Source organism: Dysgonomonas mossii (assembly GCF_004569505.1).
GTDB lineage: Bacteria > Bacteroidota > Bacteroidia > Bacteroidales > Dysgonomonadaceae > Dysgonomonas.
The window spans coordinates 338,053-359,957 of sequence record NZ_SPPK01000003.1 but is presented as its reverse complement, the minus strand read 5'-3'; the positions used below and the strand labels follow the sequence as shown (position 1 = coordinate 359,957).

The 21,905-nt window shown below is 38.3% G+C and carries 12 protein-coding genes and 1 tRNA gene; 2 read left to right on the top strand and 11 right to left on the bottom strand.

Features of this window, described 5'->3' with window-relative positions; translation table 11 throughout:
* Nucleotides 1-88: 88 nt before the first annotated feature.
* The 4 genes from E4T88_RS11545 to E4T88_RS11530 form a co-directional block, all read right to left on the bottom strand.
* Nucleotides 89-2,392, bottom strand: a complete 2,304-nt coding sequence (locus E4T88_RS11545; RefSeq protein ID WP_135105590.1) for an outer membrane beta-barrel protein — start codon at nucleotides 2,390-2,392, stop codon at nucleotides 89-91.
* A 196-nt stretch (nucleotides 2,393-2,588) separates the two neighbouring features.
* Nucleotides 2,589-5,324 (bottom strand): pyruvate, phosphate dikinase, encoded by a 2,736-nt coding sequence (gene ppdK, locus E4T88_RS11540; protein WP_135105588.1) that lies wholly within the window; start codon nucleotides 5,322-5,324, stop codon nucleotides 2,589-2,591.
* A 250-nt stretch (nucleotides 5,325-5,574) separates the two neighbouring features.
* Nucleotides 5,575-6,897, bottom strand: coding sequence for an NCS2 family permease (locus tag E4T88_RS11535; RefSeq protein ID WP_135105587.1), 1,323 nt, complete (start codon nucleotides 6,895-6,897; stop codon nucleotides 5,575-5,577).
* Nucleotides 6,898-6,910: 13 nt separating this feature from the next.
* Nucleotides 6,911-7,639, bottom strand: a complete 729-nt coding sequence (locus E4T88_RS11530; RefSeq protein ID WP_135105586.1) for a DUF5020 family protein — start codon at nucleotides 7,637-7,639, stop codon at nucleotides 6,911-6,913.
* 213 nt (nucleotides 7,640-7,852) lie between these two features.
* Here E4T88_RS11530 and E4T88_RS11525 point away from each other — a divergent pair.
* Nucleotides 7,853-7,927: transfer RNA gene (locus E4T88_RS11525), tRNA-Pro, on the top strand.
* An 80-nt stretch (nucleotides 7,928-8,007) separates the two neighbouring features.
* Here the strand turns inward: E4T88_RS11525 and E4T88_RS11520 are convergent.
* The 7 genes from E4T88_RS11520 to E4T88_RS11490 all read right to left on the bottom strand — a co-directional run bounded on the left by E4T88_RS11520 (nucleotide 8,008) and on the right by E4T88_RS11490 (nucleotide 20,559).
* Nucleotides 8,008-8,988, bottom strand: coding sequence for a DUF4238 domain-containing protein (locus tag E4T88_RS11520; RefSeq protein WP_135105584.1), 981 nt, complete (start codon nucleotides 8,986-8,988; stop codon nucleotides 8,008-8,010).
* 531 nt (nucleotides 8,989-9,519) lie between these two features.
* Nucleotides 9,520-10,950, bottom strand: coding sequence for a DUF3863 domain-containing protein (locus E4T88_RS11515; RefSeq protein WP_135105582.1), 1,431 nt, complete (start codon nucleotides 10,948-10,950; stop codon nucleotides 9,520-9,522).
* A gap of 81 nt (nucleotides 10,951-11,031) precedes the next feature.
* A complete protein-coding gene (locus E4T88_RS11510; RefSeq protein WP_228093905.1) occupies nucleotides 11,032-12,663 on the bottom strand; it encodes a hypothetical protein in 1,632 nt (543 codons plus the stop codon).
* A gap of 163 nt (nucleotides 12,664-12,826) precedes the next feature.
* Complete coding sequence (locus E4T88_RS11505) at nucleotides 12,827-14,188, bottom strand: DUF3863 domain-containing protein (RefSeq protein WP_135105579.1); 1,362 nt, start codon at nucleotides 14,186-14,188, stop codon at nucleotides 12,827-12,829.
* Nucleotides 14,189-14,208: 20 nt separating this feature from the next.
* Complete coding sequence (locus tag E4T88_RS11500; protein ID WP_135105578.1) at nucleotides 14,209-15,873, bottom strand: RagB/SusD family nutrient uptake outer membrane protein; 1,665 nt, start codon at nucleotides 15,871-15,873, stop codon at nucleotides 14,209-14,211.
* A gap of 21 nt (nucleotides 15,874-15,894) precedes the next feature.
* On the bottom strand, nucleotides 15,895-19,269 hold the full coding sequence (locus E4T88_RS11495) for a SusC/RagA family TonB-linked outer membrane protein (protein WP_135105790.1): 3,375 nt from the start codon (nucleotides 19,267-19,269) through the stop codon (nucleotides 15,895-15,897).
* Between the two features lie 258 nt (nucleotides 19,270-19,527).
* Entirely contained in the window at nucleotides 19,528-20,559 is a 1,032-nt protein-coding gene (locus E4T88_RS11490) for a FecR family protein (protein ID WP_135105576.1), read from the bottom strand.
* A gap of 169 nt (nucleotides 20,560-20,728) precedes the next feature.
* Here E4T88_RS11490 and E4T88_RS11485 point away from each other — a divergent pair, with 169 nt between their 5' ends.
* Nucleotides 20,729-21,265 (top strand): RNA polymerase sigma-70 factor, encoded by a 537-nt coding sequence (locus E4T88_RS11485; protein WP_135105575.1) that lies wholly within the window; start codon nucleotides 20,729-20,731, stop codon nucleotides 21,263-21,265.
* Nucleotides 21,266-21,905: the final 640 nt, after the last annotated feature.

The window sequence follows — 21,905 nt, the reverse complement described above, 5'->3', positions numbered from 1 at the left end:
TAGTCGGCTCTCCTGATATCCCATCAGAAGAGCCGACACGCTTCAAATCCAAATTGATCTTAATAGTGTTATGAATTTTTAAGAACGTTTATAATATTCCCTTGTCTGAATCTGAGTTCTCCAAGCTCTTTTTCCCTGCTTCATGCTTTCTACCGAACGATACGTTCCATGAAAAGCGCAAATAAAGCATGTGCCCGTTTTCTTTTATATACGACCATGACGTCGATGGCTTAATATTGGAAACGTTACGACTTCCTGCACTCCAGTAATCCTTAAACGGATATGACATCCCAACCGAAAGTTGTGCTTCTTTGTACTTATATCCGGCTTCTATATAGTTCCAGTCTTCACCATACCAGATTGTTTCGCCCCATAACTCTTTATATCTGGTATACATTCCCATTGTCAATAAACAGTTTTTATATATAAGGTTTGAACGAGCTCCGCCATGCATAAAATTGTGTACATGTGTATTACCATAATTGGACTTAAATATATCCCGATGCACTCCAAACCACCCGGTAACAGTCCATATATCTTTAATAAGCCTCAAAGTAACATCTCCATTTAAGAATAAGTAATGTTCTCCCTTATGATTATCCGAAAAGCTTATCACCTTATCCCCTTCTATACTAAACGCGTCTACTATAAGCTTATCAAAATACATATAACCGATAACTGTACTTATATCAAATATTCCTTTATTGTAACTTAAAGTCAATCTGTTGTTATAGAGATTATATGGTTTTAGGTTAGGATTTCCCCTACTTATCTGATAAGTATCGGTTTGTTGTTCCACTCCACTTAGTTGTCCCAAGGAAGGAGTCCGTGTATTCACTATAAATGAATATTTCAACGAAAAATTATCATTTAATGGATAACTAAGTTGAACGGAAGGGCGGAAGGTATAATAGGTAGCATCCTTCTTCCCTTCTTTGAAAAACAGACGAGTTCCACCTATGCCGATAGTGTAGCCTAACTTTTTAGCTATTTTTCCCTGTATCTGAGCATACAAATAAGATTCCGCATTTTTCATTTTAGTAATAGTATTTGCTCCGCCTTCATATGTATTATCAGCAAAACCTTGTGTATGTTTTATTCCCGAGGAGAAGGATAGATTTTCGAACTGCTTTTCATATACGGCTTCACCGATAAGAGAGTATTTATTGCCGTCTATTTTATTGAAAATATCGGAAAGCACTTCGCCATCTTCAGTTTCTTTGTATCTACGGTCACTATTGGAACCGATGTATGTCCCCACGAGATTTACAGCAAGTGATTGCTTATTCTTCAATTCTCGTTTGAAGTATATATCGAGTACAGGAGTATATTCATTCCCTTTATTTCTTGAAGAGGAGAGTGTCTTATTTAGACTATTGGAATATAATATATTTTGTGCACTTTGATTTTTATAATTGTAGAACTGATTCTTAAACAATACGTTAAACACATACTTATCAGGGGAAGTAAGATTGTATGATAGATTCAAGTATTGATATTGATAATCCATAGGGGCATAAATACCTTTCTGCTCTCTGGTGATCGGATTGTTCGGAAAATTCAGTGTCTCTGTTTGATCAGACCACCGTTTGTCATAGCTTCTATAATTGATAAAATAATTGAGTCCGAATTCTGAGGCTTTATAGTTTGTCTTGAAAGTTAGATTATCATTTCCAAACCCTACATAGGGAGAATTCCGTCCGTCAGCAAACACATACCCTCCATAATTTTTCTGTCGGTCAACGATCAGATTTAATACAGCACCCACATTCTCATTTCCAAAACGTACTCCGGGATCTTCAAAAAATTCGACACGAAGGATATCTTGTGATCTCAAAGCTGCTACTTCTTGTACAGAAGCCCTGACTCCATTGATGCGGAGTTGAACTTCTTGGTTACTAATTTTTATAGTCCTATTTACAGCATCTATATTCAATCGGGGTATTGCCATGTTGCTAAGCAAGTCGAATGCACTCACAGATGTTTTTACCTGCATTGAGTCGGGCATAAGTATTTGACGATCTATTTTGTTTATTATCCGATTTCCTGTTACAATAACTTCACCAAGAGTTTTCGCATCTTCCTGTATTTCTATATCACCTAAATCGATATGTGTTGTAAGATTATTAATCTTGATAAATGTTGTACGATAGCCCATGTAAGAGGCCTTCAGGATGTAATCTTGTTTTTGAAACTGCCCCGCAATCAAGAACAAACCTGTAGTGTCTGTTTGAGATCCGGTGATATATGAGGAATCCACTTTAAGCAATACTGTTGTAGCAAACTCAATAGGCTGTTTTGTTTTCAGATCTACAATACGCCCTTTTATATCTATCGCACTTACCGAGATGCTGACGATAATAAGTAAAAGTAAGGATAATATAGCTTTCATTCTTTTTGTTTAATTATTTATACTATTTACACGAAATGAAAAGCCATAGTGTTACAACAGATCTCCTTTAATTTGAAAATATTGTCATTTTCGATCTTTTTGATTTCTATATAATTTTAATTCCCAACGATTTTTATATATAAAAAAATGGCTGTGAGGAAACATCACAGCCATTATATATATCAGAAGTTGTTAATTAACTTTTAAAGTTAATAGCAGCCTGTGCTGCCGCTAGACGTGCAATTGGAACACGGTATGGAGAGCAACTCACATAGTTCAATCCTACGCAATGGCAGAATTCGATAGAAGATGGTTCACCGCCATGTTCTCCACAAATACCGACTTTCATGCCCGGACGAGTTTGACGGCCTTTAGTCACAGCAGATTGTACAAGTTGTCCCACACCTTCCCTATCTATAGCCTGGAATGGATCTATTTTTAGAATACCTTTCTCTAAGTAAATAGGCAGGAATTTACCCACATCGTCACGAGAGAACCCGAATGTCATCTGAGTGAGGTCATTTGTTCCCAAAGAGAAGAATTCAGCAGATTCGGCAAGCTTGTCAGCTGTAATAGCGGCACGAGGCGTTTCCACCATTGTTCCTACCTCAAAATCGATTCTATCACCTATTTCTGCAAATACCTTTTCAGCAGTACTGCGAATGATATCTTCCTGGAATTTCATTTCACTCAAAGAGGTAGTCAATGGTACCATGATTTCAGGATGAGTTTTTATTCCTTTTTTCTTCAGTTTCAGAGCAGCTTGCAGAATGGCTCTTGTCTGCATTTCAGTAATTTCAGGATAAGTATTTGCAAGACGGCAACCACGATGTCCCAGCATTGGATTCATTTCTTGCAATGATGAAATCTTTTGTTTTATCTTACTTTCAGAAATTTGCATTGCCTCTACCATTTCCTCCAAACCCTTCATATCATGAGGCAAGAATTCATGCAATGGTGGGTCGAGTAAACGAACTGTTACAGGAAGTCCTTCCATAGCGGCGAATATACCTTCAAAGTCTTCTTCCTGAAGAGGAAGCAGTTTTTTTAATGCTTTCTTACGTTCTTCTACATTGTCTGCCAAAATCATTTCACGCATGGCAATGATCTTATCCCCTTCGAAGAACATGTGCTCTGTACGGCATAAACCAATTCCTACAGCTCCAAAGTTGTGAGCAACAGAAGCATCGTGTGGAGTATCGGCATTCGCTCTTACTTTCAGACGGGAATATTTATCTGTAAGTTTCATCATTTCGGCAAAATCTGCACTTAATTCGGCATCTTTTGTTCCTACCTTACCGTCATACACTTCTCCTGTAGAGCCATTGATAGAGATCCAATCACCTTCACGATACTCACGATCATCAATCATAAGAGAACGCCTCTTGTAATTGATACGAAGGTCAGAAACACCGGACACGCAACATTTACCCATGCCACGAGCAACAACGGCAGCGTGAGAAGTCATCCCTCCGCGAGCCGTAAGGATACCTTCGGCAACAGCCATACCTTTTAGATCTTCAGCGGCAGTTTCTATTCTGACAAGGATAACTTTTTTATTTTTATGATGGCTTGTTTGCCATTCAGCATCATCGGCAAAGAAAACGATTTGCCCTGTAGCTGCACCGGGAGACGCAGGGAGCCCCTTAGCTATAACTGTAGCAGCTTTTAACGCCTTCGGCTCGAACACTGGGTGTAGTAATTCATCTATCTTCTGAGGTTCAACACGCAACAAAGCTTCTTCTTCGGATATCAAACCTTCGTTTAACATATCCATGGCAATCTTTACGGCAGCAGCACCGGTTCGTTTTCCACTACGTGTCTGAAGCAACCATAGCTTGTTATCTTGTATTGTAAACTCAAGGTCTTGCATGTCTTTATAATGCAATTCAAGCTTTTTCTGAATTTCATTCAGGCTCTTGTAAGCTTCAGGCATTACTTCCTCCAGAGACAATCCTCTTTGTTTTCTCTCTTCTTCAGTGATGCCCTGTTGTCTTGCCCAGTCATAAGAACCTTGTAAGGTAATCTGCTGAGGAGTACGTGTACCGGCAACCACATCTTCACCTTGTGCATTGATAAGGAACTCACCATTGAACCGAGCTTCTCCTGTAGCAGCATTACGAGTAAATGCTACTCCCGAACCGGAATTATCATTCATATTACCGAATACCATTGCCTGCACGTTAACGGCAGTACCCCACTCTGCAGGAATATTATTCAGTTTGCGATAAAAGATAGCACGTTCGTTCATCCAGCTTTCAAATACAGCCATTATAGCATTCCAAAGTTGTACCCATGGGTCTGTTGGAAAGTCTTGCCCTGTCTTTTCTTTTATTATTTTTTTGAAACGTACAACAAGCTCCTTCAAATCTTCTGTTCCAAATTCTGAATCTTGTTTTATACCTTTCTTTTCTTTCAGCTCATCTATAATTTCTTCAAAAACATCTTCATCATCCTTTTCTACAGGTTTCAAACCCATTACCACATCGCCGTACATTTGTATGAAACGACGATATGAATCCCAAGCAAAGCGAGGAGTCTGTGTCTTACGCGCAATGGCTTCTACGGCTTTTTCGTTTAATCCTAGGTTTAAGATTGTATCCATCATCCCCGGCATGGAAGCTCTTGCTCCCGAGCGAACCGAAACGAGAAGAGGATTTTCATCATCACCAAATTTAGGGCCTCCCACAACACGCTCGATATGATGTATTGCTTCTTTCACCTCATTTGTAAGAAGTTTAATAACATTTTCTTTACCTTCCTTGTAAAATAAATTGCACACTTCTGTAGTGATTGTAAATCCCGGAGGCACAGGTATTCCCATTAGACTCATTTCTGCCAAATTAGCACCTTTTCCTCCTAGTAACTCCTTCATTTTCGCGTTTCCCTCGGTAACTGTACCGCCAAAGACATAAACAGACTTTCCACTCATACTGTAACGATTTTAAAAGGTTAGATAATAGTATTTAACATGTTCATGATATTCATATAGTGCAAAAATCGACTGACTATCTGTTACAATCAATCGATTTCAATATTATGAAAAAATAACCGGATAACAAAGTATTTTAGAGTAATTTAATATGGTTATAAAACATAATAATCCCGACAAGAGACCTTGCCGGGATTACATGAAAATATTATTTTTTGTAAGCGAAACCTCGCTTTTTAACAAATATACACTATCCTATAACATGCATTGCATCCAACACTAATTTTAGAAGGAATAATACTGCAATGACGTACACTGTAACAGATACATCTTTTGATTTTCCGCAAAAAACTTTGATAAACGCAAAACTCAACATACCGAAAACAATACCTTCTGCTATACTGTATGTAAAAGGCATAAACACGATGGTAAGGAATGCAGGCAAACCTTCGCTCATGTCGCTGAAATTGATCTTAGCAACAGACGAAATCATAAACAAACCAACAATAATCAAAGCCGGTGAGGTTGCAGCAGCGGGAACCATCAGGAATAATGGTGCAAAAAATAGTGCTAAGATGAAAAACAACGCTGTACTTACAGAGGTAAGTCCGGTACGACCGCCCGATGCTACACCCGATGCACTTTCTACATACGCAGTAACTGTACTTGTACCAAGTATAGAACCCACGGTAGTACCTAGAGCATCAGAGAACAGGGCTTTCTTCATTTGAGGGAAATTTCCGTCTTCATCTGCAAGTCCTGCTTTTGATACCACACCGATCAATGTACCTACTGTATCGAAGAGGTTTACAAACAACAAGGTGAATACAACGATAACCATGTTGATAGATAAAATATGATCCCACTCAAACTGAGCAAAGATAGGAGCAATAGATGGAGGTGTATCAATCACATTTCCTTCGGGTAATTTAACATCTCCCAAAATAAGACCAAAGATAGTTGCAACAACGATCCCTATCAGAATAGAACCATTTACATTTCTTACAAATAGTACAGCTGTAACAAATAGTCCTAAAAAGGCAATCCATATGCTGTGTTGAGAAAAGTCTCCTAATGCAACCAATGTAGCAGGACTTGAAACTACGATTCCTGCGTTTTTCAACCCAATTAGTGTGATAAACAGCCCGATACCGACAGGTATTGCGTCTTTTAATACTTTTGGTATACTTTTTACTATTAGTTCACGAACATTGAAGAACGTAAGTAGTATAAATATAATCCCTTCGATAAATACTGCTGTGAGTGCAAATTGCCAAGAATATCCCATTACACCGCAAATTGTGAAAGCAAAGAATGCATTCAATCCCATTCCGGGAGCTTGTGCAATTGGCAGTTTAGCATATAATGCCATCATAAGGGTGGCGAAAATAGTTGCCAAAGCTGTAGCAGTAAACAACGCATCCTTATCCATCCCTGTAGTAGACAATATACTTGGGTTTACGATCAGGATATAAGACATAGTAAGGAAAGTGATAAGACCCGCAAGAAACTCTTTGCGTATAGTCGTATTATTCTCCGAAAGCTTAAATGTTTTTTCTAGTAAGTTTTTCATATTCTATTAATGATCAAAAGTTCCACTTAGCAGCAATAGTAGGATTTATATATGGTTCATTTAAGCGAGACCCATTAGCTGAGTTAATAAAGTTATTGCTTATCTCTATTTCTGTACCTAAAGACAGGTTTGAATTAACATTATACCAGAATTGAGGTTCTGTAAGCAGAATTATTTTTTTACCACCTCGATCTTTTGCATGAGTCGTATTTTTATCCTGAGTCCAAACATCAAGAAATCCACATACAGTAAATTTATTATCAAAGAGATTAGCTCCCCATGTTACTGTCCACTGAACATCGTTACTAACTCTCTCGAAAGCATTGTATTTATATACTAAATAAGTTCCAAGGTTTACTCCTTTAATATTTGTAGCATAAGATGCTCCGGCTAAGTAGGCATTTGCGATAGAAAAACCAAAGTTCTCTGCCTTACCTACACCACCATTAAACTCTAAGTGGGCCATAATCGGGCTTTTTCCCAACTTCAGGTCGCGGGCAATTTCAAGGTACATTGTTCCTATATTTCCTCTGCTTTGGTTAAAATCCAAATCGACAAACATGAAAGTAGAACCCCATTTGTCAGGTTTGAACATCTCAAAGGTTGCAGTAAAATAGTTTTTTCCAGAAATCTTGTCTCCATGTAGGGCATGACGTGGATCGAAATGTAACTGAAGATTCTGTGCCGAAGCATAGAATGAAGCCATTAATACGATTAATGTGAATAGTACCTTTTTTGCCATATTATTAGAATTTATTATTAAAAATGCAAAAATAAGTAAAAAAAAGAATTAAATATTTGTCGAAGAAGATTTAACAATCGTTTTTTTTCAACAATATGTAGAATCCTTTCCCAGCTTCGTTTTTTAGTTTTAAAATAAATTATGCGTAAATTTTTATTTTTTATTTTGAAATATAAAAAAATGTCATACCTTTGCACCGCAATAAGCAAAAGACGGGATGTAGCGCAGTCCGGTTAGCGCACCTGCTTTGGGAGCAGGGGGTCCCAGGTTCGAATCCTGGTATCCCGACGAAACAAAAAGACCTAAGTAATTAGTTGGGTCTTTTTGTTTATGTTATGGTTTCCGTTTTATTTTGAAAAGTTTTTTTACTATTTATCGTTTACGTAAATACGAGGTCTATCCATAAAATATTCCTTGCCTTCATTCATGTCTACCATTGCTCTTATTAAATTAAAATTATCATCTACACAATATGTTTCAGAGTTAGAAAAAAGATATTGATATAAATTATATTCTCGTAATAATTTAGAGTCTATTAAGCAAAAAGTATTATCTAATTCTCTCTTTTCTGTAAAATATTTTTCATCCCACATTGTTAAAACTAATGAATCATTCAAGGGAAATATAACTTCAACACCATTCATCCCAAATCCGCTATAAAAGCAAGGTTGATTAGCGATATGTGGTTTTGTTAGAATAGGGTTATCGGAAGTATATACATTATTCTGCTCTGTTACATAGAAAACCCATATTTTGTTAACCAATTGATCTTGATATGAGTCTATTAACTTTTGGTCTCCATAAATATAAAAATGTTCAAGTGATTGTAATTCGTCGTCATACTCTAATGTGATTGAATCTATTGAAGTATACTGTTTCTCCTCGACTTGTGTTTTGTAAAATTCCTTATATAACTCAAAGGCATAATTATTTACTTTTTTATTTGCATCAATATGCATTTCTCTAATATTGGGCATTCGTAAGTATTGGAGAGCGATAAGAGCAGAAAAAATGTCCTTTGTCTTTTTATCTATGACAGGATTATTTTCATGGTTGTTTAACCATTCTTTTGTCTTGGAAGCAAATAATTTTAGACAATCACTATACATAATTTCTAAATTATTTGCGAAAAATTCTTTTTCAAGCATATTTGCAGATGTTATTGTTTCCCCATCAACAATCTTTTCTGCTAATTTATAAAAATCATCTTTGTAAGCTATATTTGCAATAGATTGTGTATATGATTTTGAATTTCTCTTATTGTATACCCAAATAGACTTTTTATTTTCAGAGAAATTCCGAAAATAACATTGTGGGATATAATGCTGTTTATTGTTTTCCTTACTCATAAAATATTACGCCATTAATTATGAAAATAGATACTCACAGTTATAACATTCAATATTCAACCCCATACTCTCCAATCCTCCCCCTCACAAATCCTCTTTGGCAACCACAAACCGAGGATTTTAGCGGGCTTTCACATAAGCAGCTTTATAATATAATTTAAATCTACCTGTTACTCTTTAGGTAAAGATGATATGGGCTTCATTATTATTTTCTTACTATTCAAAGATATATAAAAATGAAATCCAATATTAACAATTATAAACTATTTTTTCATCATCCCATCATCTCGACCGAAGGGAAGAATATTATTTGATACCGTACAGAAGAACACGACTGTCCGACACAGCCGATACAGACCAATTCCTATAATCACAACAGCTTAGCTAGAGAACGTTAATTCGTATACTAAGAAAGTTTCTATTTAAATCTCTTTGCTAATCAATCCCAGAAAATTGTGAACTAACACAAATATTGGTAAGTCTGAATAAGAAATAAACTCTTAAAGCTTTATTCATAAGATTAAAAGCTATTTACTGTAAATCCTTTTTATCATCAAATAATTCAGGATAATGCTTTCTTATCAAATTCTGATCTACCTGATCCAGTTCTTCCAAAAGTTTAGGTTTGTCTTGAGGTCGTAATCCTTTTTGATTCATCACATTTATTAAACTCCAGTCTTTGACGGGTTTTAGAGGTGTAGGATCAGACGGTTCTTTTGCTTCCATATCGTAACGAGTAAAATCAATAACATGAAATGGAGTCATTCTATGCCAATCCCGTAACAAAGCCAATCGGAACTCTTTATTCATGAACCATTTTATCTCCAGATTATTATACGAATCGCCAAGCCCCGACCCTCTTTCCTCGAATCTATAGTTCCAGTCATCATTCGTCTTATTATATTCACGCCAGATATTGCCAAACTCTCCAAAAGTTACAAAATGAGTATCCGGCCAGCGCTCTTTTGTCCCGCTTACCCACATTTCCATCGCTTTGCATATAAATTCCTTTCCAAACTCATGAACCATTTGGGCTTCCCAGATATTAGTCACCCATCCAAATCCGTTTAGTTCAAAACCTTTATCAAAATGAATGGATTGTGTATGCATAACTTCCAAATGTCCCAAGTCGAGACCCCAGCCTTTATATGTCTCTATCGGGCCTACTCCACGTCGGCTATTATATCCTTCAATACCATGTCCGCTTTGCCCACTACGACGAGCACATAGAAAATCCATTGTCCAGCCATCAAGATTCACACAGTCTATAAAATCATTTTTGCTTTGTGCCGGCTTGCAGAAATGCTCTGTTGACGGATAGAATGGGTATGACGGAGAACCGTCAGCCCCTCCTCCGTCTATATTATGCTGACTCCAGATGACGGCATGTGCCGTATGGATCTTTTCTTTTTCGGCAAGGTATTTTAAGTTATCGGCTGATAAAAATCCTCCGATAATTGACTGGGGGCGATATCCATCCCCAACCATATCGGATATCAGTTGGATTGCTTCAGACATTTCACGGTTTACCCTCTCACGAGGCAGATACATCGCCGGAAAATAACCCGGAAAGTAAGAGACCTCGTCTCCATATTTTTTCTGACATTCTACAATATACTGACGGATCTGCTTGTAATTTTCACGCTGGTCTTCCAATGCATTCATCGTAAAACCCCAGGTCAATCGTCCATCCGGATTATTCTTGGCAAAGGCTTCTCTTAATGAGCGAACTCCGTCCAATGTATGCCAGTCTCCCTCGTCACGTGGATGCAGTTTTACATCCCGCGAAACTTCCCAAGGGGTGGTACGTATCATAATACAAAGGGTTACAAACCTATTTCCTTTGAGCGGAATAGGTTCATTATTAGAGCCGACAAAAGGCTCTGAGGCTTTTAGGAAGTTGGTAAAAGCAAAAATTATAAAGAGGAATATAATCTTTAACAAAAGAATATTTTTATTCATATTTATTTGTTTTACAAAATCTTTCGGAAAGAATTAAAAAACACAGTGCATTCAAAAAAAGCGAATGCACTGTAATTCATTTCATCGTTTATTTGTACAATCAACAACTAGTTGATTATTTACAGGTATCAGACGAAAGACATAGTTGGCAGCAATCCCCCTTTCTACTATCCCTGCTTTGCATGTAATACTGTATTTGTAGTTCATAAATTCAGCATCGATACGATTGTTGCCTATGGAGCGGAATGGCAATTCTTTTCCTTCGGCAGTTTTAAGTTCGAGTACCCAGCGAAATTCTTTTTCAGCAGCTTCACAGCGTACCTCAAAGAGATCTTCATGGAATATGATTCTAAAAACATTCTTGTTGTCATCCTTACATTCCACTTGCAGCACATCTTTGGCTATTTCTGTTACTACAGGCTCGTTCAAGGATACTTCCTTCTTATTTCCGTCTTTATCTATACTCTTTATGTACAATCCTGCCCGGTCGTCGTTTACACTCCACATGAAGCCGTCGACAAACGGAAGCGTATAATATAAGAACTGGTTTCCTTCTCCTGATTTATTCAGATAAGGAGATTCGAATTTCTCATCGAAAAGATGAATGTCGCGGAAACGGAAAGATTTTCCTTCCCACAAAAGATTGGCACGATAGTAGCGGCTGTTGAACCAAACTGTTTTTCTTCCCTCATTACGGATATCGGTCATGGTAGTCACTGCTGTAGCCGGAGTGGTTGAAAACTTCTCTTTAAACCATTTACCCGATTCGCCCAATGTCTGTATTTTGATTTTATGCAATTTCTTTAGTGAGTCAAAAATGGGGAACTGCATTTGTAATCCTTTCTGCATGCCATTCCATGTGAAAGAATTTTCCTGTCCAGCCTGTGCATAATTGAAAGCCAAACAAGGCTGGTTGACAATCGATTCCAGAAAATACTCCACCCATTTCTTATCCATACCCGACTCGTGGTAAACAGGTTCTAAAGATATGACACCCTGCCTGTCGTGTCCCAGTCCGGTATCGTATTGATAAATAGGGTCGCTTCCCAGCATGCGGAAAATAGGCACAGGTATCTGTCCCTCTGACGTTTGGGCAGGCATATAAGCATTTAGTTTGCTAGGATAATATGCCTGATTCCAGTATCCACCCCAAAGTGTGTAGCCGTCGGTACCCACCTGATCCTTACAGTTACACGAAGCTATTATTTTATATTTGTCGTACATGTAAGCCAATGTATGCGAATCAATATACCACGAACCTACCGATTGCGGATATTTCCCGAATATTTTCTTAAATTTCTCCATATATACATCTACCAGCTTTTCCCTTTCCTGGGGCGTATATCCTGTAGTGAAGGCAATATTGGCATGAGAAACCCATGAATGTTCTCCTCTCCATTTTATACCTGCAGCTTCTACATGAGGCTGGGTAATTTCCCACCACGCACCAATTTCAGAATTCGGTTTCAGCTCATTTTTGAGTAAATCCTGATATTTAGGATTAATCAAAGCATCGTATTGAAGCAGGAATGTGGCCGGAAAGGAATACTTATCCAGTAACTTAATTTGCTCCCGAACAGTTTCGAACAGAAGACTATCTGCATTTTCGACACGGTAGTCGGTCTGACGGATAAAATTTACAATATTGATTATCCGGGGAGCATCCGATATCCCTTCCTTTGGGGTTTTACGGGTATTGGTAGTACAACTCATACTCACAGCGGAGAAGAGCAATACTAGAGTTGTCAGTTTTCTTAGACTCATAAATATCATTTGTTTATTAGAATTTTCATTTTAGAACCGACCTACTATAAAAAGAATAAATAGCCGGTTATTATTATTTACTTAATCAGGGCATTTTTAGTAACTGTAGACATCAGTCAAGAAGCAAATATGGGTAATATTTTTTAATTAAAGCAAGTCCTTCCGGAGATATTTTATCAATTGCCTTCGGTTTATCTTGCGGACGGCTCTGTTTTTGATTAATTTCTCCCATCAGGCTCCATTTTCGGGTCATGTCCTTAGGTTCTTCTGCCTTGAGATTATAGTTGGTAAAATCAATCACATTTTCCGTTCTGTTTTTCTGCCAATCTTTAACTAGCGCCAGACGGAAATCCTTGTTCATAAACCATCTGATTTTCAGATTAGAATCAGAACCTCCGATACCTGAGCCTTTCTGCTCGAAACGGTAATTGAAAGAATTATCCTTGTAATAATCCCTCCACAACAAGCCGAATTCGCCCTGAGTGATGAACTTAACATCTGGCCAGTTTCGTTTTATCTCATTCAGCCAGTCTTTAAGGCCTGATATATCTATTGGAAGAGACAGTTCCCAGCAATTAGTTACCCAGGCAAATCCGTTGAGCTCAAATCCCCTGTCATAATGCATAGCGGAAGTATATAGCATCTGCGTTAGTCCTGTCAATTTCCCATAGGCCATTAAGGTTTCGATAGGACCTACCCCCATACGGCTGTTGAAACCGTCGGCAAAACCAGCTCTACGAGCCGAGAGGAAATCCATTGTCCATCCATCCAGATTCACACAGTCAATAAAGTCATCTTTGCCTTGAGCGGGCTTACAAAAATGTTCTTTCGATGGATAGAAAGGATAAGAAACTGCCCCGTCGCCATCCTGATTATCGATAGAAAATTGGCTCCATATATTGCCTTGACATACATGTATTCCCTCTTTTTCAGCTAAGAATTGTTGATTTTCGGCAGACAGAAAGCCGGCGACAACACTTTTGGGGCGGAATCCGTTTCCGACTATTTCACTTACCTTAGCCAGTCCATCCTGCAAGTCTTTATTTACCTGTTCGCGAGTATTATAAGCATTGGCAAAGTATGCGCCCGGTATGAATGTAATATCGTCACCATACTTAAGGTGATATCCGACTACCAGTTCACGAATCTTCTTATAATTTTCGGTTTCGTCATGCAATGCCAACCAACTGAATGCCCATGTTATCCTTGCACCCGGAAACTCAGAAGATACAGCTTCCCGGAATGCGATTATACGCTCAGGAGTATGCTCGGAACGTTCGTCCAGTCCTTCGTTTCTGTCTCTGCTTACCTCGATCTGATTTACACGGATTATTGTATTCAGGGTGAGGAAACGATTTTCCATCAGTACAGCCGGTGTCGGCTCCCCCTTACTCTGTCCTTTTAGGGAAGAAAGAGAGCCACACCAAACTGAAGTAAAGGTTAATAGAATTAAAAATAAACTTTTCTTTGTCATCTTATAACCGTTAATATATTCTACCACCCCGGATTATTTGGTAATAAATTCGGATTGAGTTTTGTTTCATCCAAAGGCAGAGAATAATAATAATTTTTAGGTGCTATAAACTTACGGTTTGTCTCAGGTTCTACAATATAAAAACCATTTTCGTCCAGCTTCTTTGCACTTTCATCATCCAGCACCTTCAGTTCTGCATACTCACTACCTTTATACCTGAAACCTTTCAGAGCTCCAACCAATTCAGTTTCCGCCGTTTTCCAACGTCTGAGATCATCTCGTCTAAATCCTTCAAATGCAAGCTCTATCGTACGCTCTCTACGTATTTCAGTCCGCATATCCAGTCCATTTGCCTGTACAAATTCATTTGTAAGGACAGGCATCTCTACTCCCTTTCGTGAGCGGACTACATTGATCGTATTATTCAGGACTTCATTACTTATTTTATCATCTTTTTCGAATATGGCTTCTGCCAAGATAAGTAATACTTCCGCATAACGGATGATATGATAATCATAATACGAATCGTTTACTCCGGTTCTTTCTTCTCCCATAAACTTCCATAACTTATATCCTGTCTTCGTATTCGGACGGGTTTCAAAACCCGGAGCACTGACCAACTGACCATCCTGCGGGCTCAGGAATGTTGTCCCTGGTATCAAGAACGTCTGAGTCATACGGGGGTCACGATTTTTAAACTCATCAGCCATTTTTTTATATCCTTCAAATCCTGATCCGGAGGCGGTTATAGGCAAGCCCGTACTTTTGCACAGATACATCTCGGCCAGCTTTTTGGTCGGAGTACCCCTCTGCCCCCAATAAACACCGTGAGCCTGCGAGTGCATACGTATATCTTTAAAGTAGCGGTTAGAAAGAATCGCTTCCGGCGCATCGTCTCCTTTTTCTATAAACAGATAACGATAGCTCTCGGCACCTGAGCCTTCATATAAGGAGTATTCTCCACTTGCCCTTACTTTTTCAGCTGCAGCTACCGCCTGTTCCAACAGTTCTTTATAATCTGTCCGATGCTTATGATATTTGGCCCATGTTCCGGAGAATAATGCGATTCTCGCTTTCAGAGCTAAGGCTGCGCCCTGTGTTACACGCCCTTTATCATCGGCTGCAAGCTCACTCTGTTTTGGCAGTTTAGTATAGATTGCTTCGAGTTCCGAAAGTATAAAATCTTCTACTTTGGTCTGAGAGTCTCTATGAGCAAATAATTCAGGGGAATCCACATTTAAAGTTTTAGTAATGACAGGCACGTCAGCGAATCTCTTCATCAAACGCCAATAAGTATAGGCCCTGAAAAAACGGGCTTCGGCTACATAATGTTCTATTTCGGAAGGATTGCCCTCGTAGGCTTCACTTTTCTCTATAATTTTATTACAATTACGGATATCAGTAAACCTGTCATTCCAATTTCCATCCGAAGAATTTGCGATATATGTTCCATTACTTACATTATTTGCTCCTTCGCCGTAAGCAATATCACTTTCACTGTCGCTTGTATTAAAACTTTCCATCCTGTCATACAAGAGATTTGCCGCTTTTTTATAATCGGCCGGGGTTTTCCAAAACTGAGGATCACTTAGGTTTTCTTTCGGAAGCAAATCCATATCCTGGCAACTTGACATTGCCACTAAAATAGCAATGAGCGCGGAAATTGTTGATATATATTTTTTCATGATTATGTACTTTAGCAAAAATTAGAAAACGATATTAACACCTAACGAGTAATTACGGGCAAACGGATAACTCACAAAACTACCTCCATCTTCAGGGTCCCATCCGCCGGGTGCATTGTGTATTTCAAAGAGGTCTTCCCCGCTGAAGTATATCCTGACTTTCTCCAGTTTCGCTTTCAGTGTATACTTTTTAGGGATAGTATAGCCGACCTGCAAGTTCTTCAACCTGATATATCCTACATTATGCTTGGTGTTGGTAGAGATATAATAGTTATAATTTTTTCTGGTACCATCGTTTGATATAGCCGGGTACTTGGCATCGGTTCTTTCAAGCGTCCATGTTTTTCCATACCAGTATTCTGCCGACTGATACCATGGTGCATTAAACGGTTTACTGGCATCTCCTTCGAGGAACATCGTGCGCTTGCCTACTCCCTGAAAGAATGCACCTAAGTCGAAGCCTTTATATTCAGCATTGAGATTGAATCCGAAGTTGTACCGGGGATTAGTATTCCCTAAATAAACAAGGTCGCCATCGCCATCAGCATATTCAGTCAGATTACCATCGCCGTTCAGATCTTTATACTTGGCATCTCCTACTTGTATCCTTTTATCCTGTACGGTTCCGCTATTAGGGAAACGAGACTTGTATTCGGCAAGTTCCTGGTCATTTTGGATAATACCATCAAATACATATCCGAAATATGAATCCATTGGATAGCCTACAGGCGTCCTGTTATTTCCATATCCTATTATAGAGTTCCCGATTCTTTTGGCTATTTCATTCTGAGCATCACTTAAACTAGCTCTTACCGAATATTTGAAATCACTGATCTGGTCTCTCCATCCTAATATAATTTCCCAACCGTGGATTTTCAGTTCTCCACTGTTCGTAGAAGGAGCTGCGATCCCCAAAATGGAAGGATAAGTAATGGAAATCAACATATTCTCATTGGTTTTCCAGAAGTAGTCGAAAGACCCGTATAGTCTGTTATTCAGAAAACTGAAATCTGTACCGATGTTTACAGACCTGATAGTCTCCCATGTACGGGAAGTAGAAACCAGATTCGACTGATTCGCCATCTGACCTTTTGCCCCATTGCCGAACGGGTAATAATTTCTGCTGATATTAATTAGTTCGATAAAATCATAAGGGCCTATATTAGATTGATTTCCCATTTTTCCGTAGGAAGCCCTGAATTTGAGGTCGTCAAAAATATTTAGCGGCTTTATAAATGATTCTTCACCTATACGCCATGTTGCATTTACTCCCGGGAAATATCCCCAACGTTCACCCGGCGCAAATCGAGAACAACCATCGCCACGTAATGTAGCTTCGATAAAATACTTATTAGCGAATCCATAATTAAGCCTCGAGAAGAAAGAGTTAATGGTCCATGCGTTACCATCACTAGCTGCATCCTGATCTTCGGGGCTACCCATGCTGATAGGCATCTGTTCCTGCTGATCGAAATTGATACGCTTTGCCCAGAATTTGTCATAGTCGGCAGATTCATGAGACCCTCCGAACATTATACCTATATCATGTTTTTGAGCAAATGTCTTTTTGTACTCTCCATACAATGTAAAGTTTTTAGACAACGTTTTGGCATAATTACGCTCGGCACTGTTGGGCTTTCTTGCCGTCCGATGATTTACATTTTCCCAATTGTAGCTATAAAGCATCTTCTGGACGATATACTCATCTGCATCACTCTTGCGAACTATAGCACGCCCTGTAAGGTTTAGCCCGTCTATAACCTGCCAACGCAATTGATTGTTGAAGGTAAAGTTTCCGGCTGTTCGACGAGACTCGCCCCCATCTTGCAATACTTGTGCCGGATTGTCAAAACCTTCGAAAGTATAGAAATTTCCTTCCGGATTGTATACAGGTGCCCAACTGCGAGTTTTGTATATCAACTCCCATATATTCTGTCCCTGACTAATACTGGAAGAGTAATCCCTATCACTAGCCTCGTAGGATATATTAAGGTCATAGTTGAGGTTTTTTACTATTTCTATATTAGATTTTGCACGCACAAAATAACGCTTGTCCGAATCTATTCCGAATTTAGGTAGTCCCTCTTCTTTCTGGTAACCCAAAGAAATGAGATATGTATATTTATCTCCCCCTCCGGAAAAGCTGACATTATAATTCTGAATATTGCCATTTCCTATAATATGTTCATTCCAATTTTGGTCTTTGTAGAATTTTGGATATGCATTGCCCCAGCGTCCCCAAGTTGTTCCGGCTGGAATAACTTTATCGCTACCCTCAAGAATGAGTTGTAATTCATCTTGGGTATATTCTATAGGAAAACTGCCGTCTGTTATTTCAAGAGCCATAGCAGCATGCTGATAAAGATTGGCCGGTTTTTTCAACAGTGCCGGTTTCTTTATCGAGTAATATGCATCGAGGGTTACCTTTAATTTTTGGTTCTTGTTCGCATTTTTTGTTGTGATCAGTACAACCCCGTCAGCAGCACGCGCCCCGTAGATAGCTGCTGTCCCGTCTTTGAGAACAGATATATTCTCGATATCGGCAGGGTTTATTGTACCCAAATCTCCTTCTGCGCCATCAATCAACACCAACGGAGCTCCTCCATTGACAGACGAGATATCACGTACACGCAAAACCGGACTACTTCCGGGGGCCCCGCTTGTACGTATCACAGTAAGACCCGGAACCTCGCCTTGGAGTGCTGAGGCGGCATTTTGGATAGGACGGGACTGGAATACTTTCGAATCGGCTGTAGCGACAGCCCCTCCCAGATTGGCTCTTTTTACAGTACCGTAACCTATCACAACAACCTCATCCATTTCACGGATTTCTTCTTTCAGTGATATATTTATAGACCGTCTATTGCCCACAGGCTCTTCATATTTCAGAAAACCGATCATCGAATAGATCAGAACAGCATTTCTGTCGGGAACATTTATGGTATACTTGCCATCTACGTCGGTGATTGTACCGAATGTAGTATTTTTCACGACAACACTTACCCCGGGTAATACTTCTCCGTTTGCATCTGTAACTATACCCGTTATATCTATTTGCTGCTGATGTGCTTCGCGGGTCTTATTTTCACCCTTGTTTTTTTCAGTAAGGATGATATCTTTATCAATTACTTTGTACTCTACATTGTAATTTGAAAACAATTCGTCCAGAATAGAAAACACGGCTTTCTTCTTCACTTTTACAGATACCGTACGATCTACATCGACCAGTTTATTATTGTAGTAAAATCGAAATTCCGATTGTTTTTCGATTTCGTCCAAAACATCAACGACTTTCTTGTTTTGGATGTCAAGGGATAATGTTACTTGTTGAGCATACGAATGGGCTGCAAAAGAGACATTAATTGACAGAATAAGTAATGTCAACGATAATTTCATAGTAAGAGGAATTTTGTGTAACTCGAGGAAACGGTTACAATATCTCCAAGGTTGTTGGAGATGATGGATTTTTCTCATATTTTTGTTATGCTTTAAGTAAAAAATAAATTGTTTTTCAGATTTGTTTTTTAGCACGGAAATATGCTGGTAACATGTTTCCGTGTTTTTTATTAGATTTCTTCTGGTTATTTTTTCATAGGCTATTAAATTTTAAGGTTAGTTGATTTTGAAAGATATCCGAGTTATTTTCTTTTCGTTCTATCGTCTCAATACCACGACAGATTTAGTACCTTTTTCATCTTTCTGATAAGTTATATTATAATCTATTTGTGATGATATCTTCATATAATCCAACACCTGATACAAAGGTCTGTCTTCGAAGGTTCCGGTAAATGTATAAGTATCTATGATTTTATTTCTCACATCGAACTCCACTTTATAGAAACGGGACAATCGCGCCAATACCTCCGGCATAGGTGTTTTCTTGAATACCAAACGGCTATACATCCAGTCTGTCTCTCTATCCGTATTAGCACTTACTACCTCCAATTCGTTATTCTGTAGGGAGTAGGTTGCTTTTTGCGAAGGCAACAAAACCGTCTTCGTGTTCCTCCCCTGAATATCGACCTGAACACTTCCGGATATAAGTGTTGTTTGAATAACATTGTCATCTCTATACGCCTGCATATTGAACTCTGTTCCGAGTACCTTAACTTTATACTTCTTATCCAGAGCACTCACAACAAAAGGTTTCTCTTTATTATGAGTCACTTTGAAATATGCTTCACCTGAGAGAGTAACATTTCGTTCACCGTCGGTATAATGGGACGGATATGTGATGCTGCTTCCAGAATTAAGACAAACTTCGGTTCCATCGGGTAACACCAGACGAGTACGGGAGTTATCATTCGATTCTACTGTAATCATAGATGGAAGGAAGCTCTCGCGCAAGTCTAGATATTGAAAGAAGAAAGAACCTATACCTAGAATACCTATAATCAAAGATGCTGCTACGCCAACCTGCTGGAGGAATAAACGCCTTCCTTTTTTCTTGATTTTATTATTTACGATTCGAAATGCGGCTTCAGTATCACGATTCTTAATCCGCTGTTGTGTTCTTTGAGCATAATACATACGTGCCAGCTGAATAAGGAGCTCTTCATTTGCAGTGTCTTTCTCACTCCATTCTTTGACCAATAAACTCTCCTCTTGCGTTACTTCTCCGGTAATATATCTAAGGAGCAATGACTCATCTGGTATCTCAATATATGATTTTTCGTTTAATTCCATTTTTTATAAGCCTATTCACTACATGTTTCTATATATACGACACATATATTGTGCACCACCCTAAACTAAAAATCAATTTTTTTATTAATTTTAATGGCCCTACTTTTCTTGAAAGTTTTATATACTTATTATTGATGAAAAAATTACCTTTGCCCGCACCTTAAATATTATGGATGAACAATTGCTTCTAAACGGAATTTTAGAAGGGGATACTAGGGCTTATAAAGAAATGTTTATTAAGTTCTATTCACCTCTTTGTGAATATGTTTCACAATTTATTTCTGACGTTGAGGCTGAAGAATTAGTTCAAGATCTCATGTTGCATATATGGGAGAAAAGGAAATATCTGGCTGTCGAAACGTCCCTGAAATCGTATCTGTTCGTTGCTGCCAAAAATCGCACTTTTAATGCAATCAGGAATGAGCAATATAGAAAAAGAGTACATGCAATATTATATGAAAAATTAAAAGAGCAATTCGAAGACCCCGATTATTACATGGTAGAAGAACTGGCAATCAGAATACAGTCCGCTATTAAAGAATTGCCTGAAAAATACAAAGAGGTTTTTGAAATGAGCAGGTTTGGAGAAAATACGAATGCAGAGATCGCTATAAACCTCGGAATATCTATAAAAACGGTGGAATATCGCATAACAAAATCTTTAAAAACACTTCGCATTAAACTGAAGGATTATATGGTTCTGTAAACCTATCAGCTATATGTATGTGCTATAGAAGTCGAGATAGGTATATATAAAGAACTAATACTATAGCGTTTGCTATTTACGGACAATGAGAACATTACAAATCATCGCCAATACGCGCTTGGGAATAGATACATCTTCCAATAGAGCACTCGCAGACTAACAATGTACTATTAAGTTAGCGACAAGACTATCTGCTTAATATATCTTGAGCCATCAATTGCAAATTGCATTCAAAATTGCACTTTAGTTCATTGAAATACATCAAGATAGGGTATCAAATGCATGGAGATTATGTTATGATTTGCTTTCAAAATTGTATCTTAGTTCATTGAAATACATCAGACTATTTTAGTAGAAGGTGTTCAAGGATGTTGTGATTTGCTTTCAAAATTGTATCTTAGTTCATTGAAATACATCATCAACTTAGTTTTAGCTTCTGCATAACAGTTGTGATTTGCTTTCAAATCACAATAAGGATTATTCCGTTGTGAAAACATCAAGAGCGGCACTTCGGTGTCGCTTTTTCTATTATATATGAAAAATCGATTGTTGTGCGTTTGATATGCTATAATAAATACCCCTCAATCTCCATTTATAAGGACATACTATAACACTCCTCAGCAACTTGACTAAGCTTTAA